Consider the following 8524-nt stretch of genomic DNA (forward strand, 5'->3'; position numbering starts at 1 on the left):
CCTTTTAACAAAAACATAGCCTCTCCCCCTAACAAGGTAACGTTTAAACAATTAAAAGAAAAGACTACACCCAAAAAGAAAGTACAAGCACGCCATTTACGTAATGATGTCAAAAATTACGCTGTACAATGTCATTTTTTAATATCATAATTCGTACACAGTATCCATTAGTTTTTACAAGGTCACTCCCTGTATAGTTAAGCCATCTTTTTTAATGAGAGCACAAATAAATCAGACCAAAACTTGGCTAATTGTTTTGTACATTGTTCAAATCGTTTAATAGATGAGCACCAGAATTATTCCATGTTGCCAAAAATAATCAACTGGATAACTAGGGGCTCTCGTTCACAACGAACTCAAAAAATGATAGTCCTAAAACTAGTCACGAATGCAAAATAAAAGCACCGGGAGAATCATCTCTCGGTGCTTTCTTGTATGGGCCTAGCAGGACTCGAACCTGCAATACCCGGTTCGTAGCCGGGGTGTTTATCCAATTAGCATATAAGCCCAAAACATTTAATTCGTTGCCTCAACAACATAATTAATAATATCAATTCACTTCCCGTTTGTAAAGGATTTTTTTATCGAATTTTTTTTAAGAAAGCAAAAACCCACACCTTCAGATGCGGGCTTTTTAAAATTATTGACCTAATAGCTTACTATTACGTGCCACTTTTCGGTTTGGAAAAACACCAAATATCATGATGATCAGTACCATCACTAAAACAACCCCTTGCGCGGCCACTGCTTCAACTGGAACTGACATCACAGTCGTCCCCATCTGCGCCATGCTATTGAAGTCAATCGCAAAGTGCAAGATAATCCCGTACCAAATTGAGCCTGTCCGTGCATAAATTGCCGTAAAGATTAGACCAACCCACGTTGCGAACAATACTTGTGACAGTGTGGACGTTAAATCTTGACCAGAGGCCATATTTGTTAAATGTAATAAACCAAAAAAGACAGATGAATAAATTGCTGCCTGAAACGGTGCATTCTGACGCTTTTGTAAGACACGTAGCAGAATATAGAAAATGCCGGCTCGTAAAATTACTTCTTCAAGAATACCAGCTTCAAGTGCTCGTAATGTTAGCGACGCCGCTTGTTCAAAGCGATAATGTACGATGTTAGATGCACCAAAAATTAACCTTAGCGCAACGATAATCACATAGCAAACCAACGGCACCCAACTAGCAAACTTCGTAAATTTTAGACCGATATCATGTTGCAACAATTGGCGCATAATGCGTACGATAATGAACAACGTCAAGATGGCATAAGCAATCGTCGCAATCGCATCAATAAAATTGGGCACATGAAACAGCATCATACCATGCTCTAAAACAAAGTAACCTAGTAACAAACCGAGTACCGTAATGAGCGCTCTTTTTTCATTTTTAGTCATAACAAAGCCTACTTTACTGGTGCATCTTGTTCACGAATAAAGTCACGTGAAAAGACGGTCTGACGAACAATAATCGTTGGTATCGCAATCAACGAAGGTATAATCGTTATCAGCGTTGACCCATAAGCTGAGATGAAGGTATTGTCCGTGAAGTAAATACCAACTGATTGATGCGTCAAGACGACATACCCTAGGTAAATCAAGATGATTAAAGCGAACATGATTACATACCATGTCAAAGTTAACATGAAGAGTTGTCCTTTATATCCCTTCATTTGATCATCAGACCAACCAATGTACGCCAACGCACCTTGCAATGGACGTCCTTTTTCAAAATCATCAACAGCTTTAGGAATTGCTTGCGTATAAGCGTAGGCCTTCACAATACCCGGAATCAGGAGTAATATGCTCCACAACATTGTGAAAATCGCCTGTAATACACTGATTTTTATTAATACCCAAAGCAACCGGCCATTTTTGAAGTAATCGAAAACGCCACGTTCAGACCGATTAAAGATAATCAATTGGTAAAGTGTACCCAACATTACCGCCCCAAATATAGTTGCAACTAAAGCTAAAATCAGGCTACCGCCATAGAACTCACCAATTTTATCATCAATGACGTCCCCAACCAAAGTAAAGAAAAGATCCCCAACAACCGCAATTAGGGCAACCAGCAACACCCGCTTAATCGCTAAAAAGCCACGACTATCCCGAATAATATCCGTATTTCTACTCATAAATAAATCCTCCAAAAACCAAACATTACAAATACGTTACCATTTATTTTCAGTAAGAACAATTGACCAAAAATATACCATTTCATTGAAATATTAGTCGATTGTGTTTTTGTGGCGTTATGTAAAATTATTTATGACCTATACCGTTTTAAAAAAGCAACTGTCAAAATGACAGTTGCTTTCATGTTTTATTTATTTTTTCATTGCGCGTTGAATTAATGTACTGACTTGATCAGCTACGTCTTCCTGCCATGCCGTTACTGCAAACGACGTTGGCCACATCACCCCATCATCCAATTGGGCAGCATCATTAAACCCAATTGTGTTATACCGGCTTTGAAATTTCGTAGCCGGTTGGAAAAAGAGTACTACTTTACCGTCCGCATTTGCATACGCTGGCATACTGTACCATGTTTTGGGTTGCAACTCTGGCGCAATCTCTCGCACTAAGTCATGCAATTTCGCCGCGATAAACGCCTCATCATCCGGCATTTCAGCAATTTTCTCCAGCAAATCGGCCTCTGGATTTTTCTTACTGCGCTTATTTGCCTGTTCTCGTCGTAATTCAGCTGCTCGTTCTTTCATCGCCTGTTTTTCAAAATCTGAAAATCCGCTTTGTTCAACCATTTGTTCACCATTTTCTTTCAAACTTTCTTGGCCTAAGTATAGCAAAATGCCACTGGCATGACAGCAAAAAATATGGCAACCAAACAAAGCTGGTCGCCATATCCATCTAATTTGAAATGTCCATATGCTCTAAGTGAGTAAACGTCGCTTCCAGGGTTTGTTTCAGGTGCTGATCATAAATTTCATAATAGACCCGATTACCTGACGTTTCGCGCGTCACCACGTGATTCTGATACAAAATTGCCAAATGTTTCGACACCGTCGGTTGCGCAATTCCAGTTTGCGCAACCAATTCACTCACATAAACGGGGCCTGGGTGCATCACCATATAATGCAAAATCGCTAATCGGCTCTCATTACCTAAAACTTTGTAAAAGCCGGCAACCGCCTGTAATAGCGCTTGTTCCTGTGCCATCTTATCACCCAACCTTTAAATTGTGTTGCAGTTAACTTCTAAGTGCGTTTCTGCCTGAATCGTTGTGTGGGCAATGCCAAACTCATGTTTCAGCGTTTCCGTAATATCATCAAGGTCAGCATCGTTAAATGTCGGTGTAACGGCTAAGTGCGCTGTTAACGCCGCCTCAGTCGTCGAAATCCCCCAAATATGAAGATCATGGACTGACTTTACGGCCGCATGGTTTGCCAAGTAGTCCGCGATACCCGCCTCATCAATCCCCGCTGGGACCCCATTGAGTAGCAAATTCAGCGACTGCTTAAATACATCCCATGAACTGACCACAATCACAATCCCAATTAAGGCTGACACCAACGGGTCAATCCAGTTCCAACCAGTCAGGGCAATCAATACACCTGAAATCACGACGCCGACCGAAACGCCGGCATCGGCCAACAAGTGAATATAAGCGCCACGTGCGTTCAAATCATGTTCTTGCTGACCACTTTTGGCAAAGAAATGTGCTGCCAGGAAATTAACTAAAATCCCAACTAACGCCACCCAAATCACGATGTCGCCGTCAACATGTGCCTTACCATTTATTAATTTATCAATGGCTTCAAACCAGATAATTCCAACGGCAATTAATAGCAAAATGGCATTGATCGCACTGGCAAGAATGGTCGTGTTATGAAAGCCGTATGTCCGTCGACGTGTTGCTTTCAACCCAAAAACTAATACTGCTAGCCAAGACAAAATTAACGACGCGACGTCACTCACACTGTGCAGTGCGTCCGCAAACAAGGCTGTCGAACCGGCCAATTTTGCGAAAATCATTTCCCCAATGATAAAAGCCAAATTTAGTCCAATACCGATCAAATACGGCGTCTGATTATTCTGTTCAATTTCATGATGATGCGTGTGTGCCATCTTCATCCCCTCCGTTTCCAATATGTCACTTATGGTATATGCCAATTATGGCATATTAAAAAGTAGAGTTCAAATGATACCTGTCATTTTCTGGCCTATGCTTATCTTTCAGTAAATACACTAGCCAACCAGTCGGCAATCGTCGCCATGACTACTTCAGTATTCGCTGTTTGTGTCACTTCAATCGTAAACGCCTGTACATCTTCAAAAAAAATCTGGCGTGGGGTCATAGCCATTGGCAGTCAGAAAGGTTTGCACAACCAGCATGGCCGTTCGCTTGCTACCATCCACAAATACTGGTGTTTTGACAATTTGTTGCATCATGTAGGCCGCTTTCAGCCAAATTGTTGGGTACATTTCCTGTCCGAACACAATTTGCTGTGGTTGCGTAATCACAACATCAAACGCTCGTGGCGACTGCACACCTGCATTACCACCACCGAGGGTTGCAATTGCCGTTTCATTTAGATGCAACACCTCAGCAGCTGTTAAATACTTTACCTGACTCATGGATCATCCACCATTTTCTATAAAAAATGACGCTTGGGCATTAATACCAAACGTCATGTTTCATTACTTATTTTTGAAGTTCCAACAAGCGCGCGCGCAATGCGTCATCGTATGCTGTCAAGTACAAACCGTACTTACCGCGCTTGATTAAGACGTTCAACACGTTTGCGATAAACGCCTTGAATTCATCTTCCGTAAACTTACGATCTTGTCGCTTCTTGAAAATTTCCTTGTGAGAATATTTTTCTGGAATAATTGTCACGCTATCAGTCTTTGGATCATAACCAAATGAAGGACCAATAATCATCCCCACATAATTCAAATCAAATCCTTGCAACGTATAAATCGTTCCGACCTGAGTAATTGACCCTTCCCGCTTAGCCCAGTGGGTACGCTGTGGATCCCATTCATCCCAAGGCAAGTTAAAGGTATCCATCTCGACGTTGTGACGACCATCAATTCGTGGGAAGCCAGACGTGGCGACCACGCGACTTTGACCGAACTCCTTATTCTTTTCCTTAATTGCTTCGTACAAATCGCCAGCCTTATCGAAGACCTTAAATTCAAACTCAGAATTATATGGAAATGGCTTCAAAGGCTTTTCAGCCGTCAAATCATCCAACCAGTCAACTTGTTCCTGGCTCGCTACCATTCGATATTGGAAGTCCATGTCAAATTGGTGATATGGGTTGTTACCAATCGTCTTAAACAACAAGTCCTTGTCCCAGTACATCTTTGACTGGAACACTTGCGCAAAATCGTAAACAACGACAACGACCTTGGCCAATGACATCAAATCTGCCAATTGGTTTTCACCATTGTAGTGCATGTAAGGTTCAGGCTTTGAAAGCAATAAGTGGGCCTCATCAACGAAAATGACATCGTATTGCCAGTTACGCTTTTGCGCATTGTTAATCAACGGTGTCGGACGCGTAATATCCTTATCACGCATGCCTGGAATATCAACGGCCAAATCCTTGTAGGCTTTAAACAACTCCGGGTGGTTCACAACCAACGCCGTCTTGTACCGCTTGTCCGTCATATACTTGGTAACTAAGTTCATTAAAACAACTGACTTACCAGTGCCGGCTGCACCTTGAATAATTGCAACACGGTGATCATTTTGCTTCAAGCCATCACCAATGTAGGCATTCATATTAGAAATAACAGCTTCTTGCTCCGCTGAAAGATTATCAACGAAAAATTGTTCTTTTAAAATTTTATTCATAATAAAAGACATTATACAACGTAAGTAGTCCTTGTGCTATTTCGATACCAAATTTTTCATCATTAACACATCCGTTTGTTGGTCAGTCCCCATATAGAAATCATGCGCCTCACCCGTTAACGTGAAGCCCATCTTCTCATAGAATGCGATGGCATTCGGGTTGTGTTCCCAGACCCCAAGCCAAATTTCGTGCTTATCTAGTGACTTAGCTAGTCGCTCGGCTTCACCGATAAACACACGGCCGAGGCCTTGCCGTTGGAAACTTCGGCGTACATAAATACGCTCAACTTCAAGCGCATCCTCGCCCATTTTTTCTGATTGCGCGTCATCCACATTTAGCTTGAGATACCCTGCAATTTTTTCATCCACTAAGACAAAATAAAACATTGATGCTGGATCGGCTAATTCAGCTGCTAGTTTCTCTGGTGTATACGCCGCTGCCAGGTAATCACGCATGTTTTCGGCCGTATTTTGCGCACCAAACGTATCTGAAAATGTTTCAATTGAAATATCCCGTAGTGTGTCCAAATCCTTGGTTGTCAATCGACGTAATGTCATACTCATCCTTAATCTCCTCGTCTTTAATAGTTACGGTGTTGTCCTTTTTTTACAGCGTTCCAATCGGCTGCGACATTTTCACGCATCCGCGTCAACATGGCGTTCAATTGTTGCACCTCCGCATCGGAAAAGCCTTGTAACGCCACAGCTTCCGAGTAATCATTTTCACGTTTAATCACCTGGTAAATGGCGCGCCCCTTCTCTGTTGCCCGAAGATGTTTAATTTTCAAATTATCGGGATTATCACGTTTCTCGACTAATCCATCGGTAATTAATTTCTTAACTGCCCGCGACACGGTTGTGCGGTCGACCATAATCAAATCTGACAACGCCTCTTGGATAATATCAGGCTGTTCAACAATTCGCACTAAGTACAAATATTGTCCTTTGGTTAAATTAAATTCTTTAAATTCCACATTGCTTATCGAATCTAGGGCACGCGCAATCATGCCAATTTCTCTTAAGTTAGCTGTCATATTTCCGTCCTCACGTATAGTCTATAACCTTTTTGTTGCATTTGCAACAAAAAGCGGTAATCGTCAAATCGATTACCGCTTTTATAGTGTTTATTAAACTAGTGCATCATAGTCCGCATCTGAAACTGGCTCAAGCCATTCTGGCGTTCCAGCCGTAATTGCAATGTGCTCAAACCAACTATCTTTCTTGGCACCGTGCCAATGCTTCACACCATCACGTGTCACGATAGTATCACCCTTTGTCAGTGACTGAGCAGGTTGTCCTTCTTCTTGATACCACCCTTCACCGGCGGTCACCAATAAAATCTGATAGCCATCATGGTGAATGTGCCAATTGTTTCGTGATCCTGGTTCAAACGACACTGAACCAATCCCAATCTTTTCATCCGGCGACGTCACCAAATTGGTCAAATACGTGTCCCCGACAAAAAATTCGCCATAGGGATTTAGAACACCCGCTGAAAAGATTGTACCCGTTTTAATTTCTGGAAAATTCGCCATTATGCCACCCCGTAAACTTCTTTTGCGATATTAAATGCTGACCAGGCTTTAGGCCAACCAACGTAGAATGCCAAGTGGGTAATAATTTCAGCTACTTCATCAACAGTCAGACCATTCTCTTTAGCTTTCTGCATGTGGAAGGGCAATTGTTCAAACGCCCCTGTCGCAATCAGTGCGGTAATCGTTGCAAACGACCGATCACGAGCTGAAAGTTCCGTCTCGCGTGACCAAACCTGGCCAAACAGGACCTCGTCATTTAATTCTGCAAACTTAGGTGCAAACGCGCCCAACGCGTCATGACCTGCAGTTACCTTCTCTGCCATATCACTCATCTCCGTTCTTAATCTAACGTGCCCCCGAAAACTGGGAAGCCACTAAATTCACCATAATCATTAAACGTAACCTGCTTTAACAGCGCCATATCATCATCACTAATGGTAAAGTCGACTGTTGCGTTATGACGCATGTGGTCTTCAGACAGCGTCTTTGGCAAAGGCAAGGCATCCAATTGCAACAAGTAGCGAATCCCCAATTGTGGTACCGATACACCATACTTATCAGCAATTTGTTGCAAGTTCGGATTCTTCAGCATTTCACCGTGACCAAATGGCGAATAGGCTTCAATTTGAATATCGTGTTGCTTGGCATAATCAAAGAGACCAAATGGCACATTGCCGATGTGCGCCAAAACTTGATCTACAGCAGGCTTAATGCGTCCGTTATCAAGAATGTTCTGCAAGTCAACTTCATCAAAGTTTGAGACACCGATTGTTCGAATCTTACCAGCATCAACGGCCTCTTCCAGTGCACGCCAAGCAGCCAGATTACCGGCAAAGAAACGGTCCTCTTTTTGGAAATCAACCCAAGGCTTTGGTGAATGAATAATCATCATATCGATATAGTTCAACCCTAAATCAGCCAATGATTGGTCAATGGCAGCCACCGCATCATCATAGTCCTTGATTTCACCGACTAGTTTGGTTGTCACGAAAATATCTTCCCGTCGCACGCCACTGTCACGGACGCCATGACCGACACCAACTTCATTTTCATAGGCTTCAGCCGTATCAATATGCCGGTAGCCCACTTGAATCGCCGTTTTAACAGCTAGGGCTGCGTCATCATTATCAGTAATCATCCACGTGCCAAACCCAA

At 42.4% G+C, this 8524-nt stretch carries 12 protein-coding genes and 1 tRNA gene; all 13 read right to left on the reverse strand.

Going from position 1 to position 8524, the window contains the following annotated elements:
• Positions 1-436 precede the first annotated feature (436 nt).
• A tRNA-Arg gene (locus tag WEIDD23_RS02315) sits at positions 437-509 on the reverse strand.
• Between the two features lie 131 nt (positions 510-640).
• Positions 641-1405, reverse strand: a complete 765-nt coding sequence (locus WEIDD23_RS02320; protein ID WP_010373789.1) for a CPBP family intramembrane glutamic endopeptidase — start codon at positions 1403-1405, stop codon at positions 641-643.
• 8 nt (positions 1406-1413) lie between these two features.
• Positions 1414-2145 carry a DUF975 family protein gene (locus tag WEIDD23_RS02325; protein ID WP_010373791.1) on the reverse strand — a complete coding sequence of 244 codons (732 nt, stop codon included), beginning with the start codon at positions 2143-2145 and terminating at the stop codon, positions 1414-1416.
• Between the two features lie 192 nt (positions 2146-2337).
• Positions 2338-2772, reverse strand: coding sequence for an iron chaperone (locus WEIDD23_RS02330; RefSeq protein WP_010373793.1), 435 nt, complete (start codon positions 2770-2772; stop codon positions 2338-2340).
• Positions 2773-2878: 106 nt separating this feature from the next.
• Positions 2879-3187: an ArsR/SmtB family transcription factor gene (locus WEIDD23_RS02335; protein WP_010373795.1), complete on the reverse strand. Its 309-nt coding sequence runs from the start codon at positions 3185-3187 to the stop codon at positions 2879-2881.
• Between the two features lie 15 nt (positions 3188-3202).
• On the reverse strand, positions 3203-4096 hold the full coding sequence (locus tag WEIDD23_RS02340; RefSeq protein ID WP_010373797.1) for a cation diffusion facilitator family transporter: 894 nt from the start codon (positions 4094-4096) through the stop codon (positions 3203-3205).
• A 204-nt stretch (positions 4097-4300) separates the two neighbouring features.
• Positions 4301-4606, reverse strand: coding sequence for a type II toxin-antitoxin system death-on-curing family toxin (locus WEIDD23_RS02345; protein ID WP_242865396.1), 306 nt, complete (start codon positions 4604-4606; stop codon positions 4301-4303).
• A gap of 67 nt (positions 4607-4673) precedes the next feature.
• A complete protein-coding gene (locus WEIDD23_RS02350) occupies positions 4674-5834 on the reverse strand; it encodes a DUF2075 domain-containing protein (protein WP_010373802.1) in 1161 nt (386 codons plus the stop codon).
• A gap of 36 nt (positions 5835-5870) precedes the next feature.
• Positions 5871-6398: a GNAT family N-acetyltransferase gene (locus WEIDD23_RS02355; protein ID WP_010373803.1), complete on the reverse strand. Its 528-nt coding sequence runs from the start codon at positions 6396-6398 to the stop codon at positions 5871-5873.
• Between the two features lie 17 nt (positions 6399-6415).
• Positions 6416-6868 (reverse strand): MarR family winged helix-turn-helix transcriptional regulator, encoded by a 453-nt coding sequence (locus WEIDD23_RS02360; RefSeq protein WP_010373804.1) that lies wholly within the window; start codon positions 6866-6868, stop codon positions 6416-6418.
• A 93-nt stretch (positions 6869-6961) separates the two neighbouring features.
• Positions 6962-7369 (reverse strand): cupin domain-containing protein, encoded by a 408-nt coding sequence (locus WEIDD23_RS02365; RefSeq protein ID WP_010373805.1) that lies wholly within the window; start codon positions 7367-7369, stop codon positions 6962-6964.
• Positions 7369-7692, reverse strand: coding sequence for a carboxymuconolactone decarboxylase family protein (locus WEIDD23_RS02370; RefSeq protein WP_010373806.1), 324 nt, complete (start codon positions 7690-7692; stop codon positions 7369-7371). Before WEIDD23_RS02370 ends, WEIDD23_RS02365 begins: the two co-directional genes overlap by 1 nt.
• 17 nt (positions 7693-7709) lie before the next feature.
• Positions 7710-8524: aldo/keto reductase (locus WEIDD23_RS02375; protein ID WP_062358721.1), on the reverse strand; the 815-nt coding region annotated here is incomplete at its 5' end.

It is taken from the genome of Weissella sp. DD23 (assembly GCF_001579105.1).
Classification (GTDB): domain Bacteria; phylum Bacillota; class Bacilli; order Lactobacillales; family Lactobacillaceae; genus Weissella; species Weissella cibaria.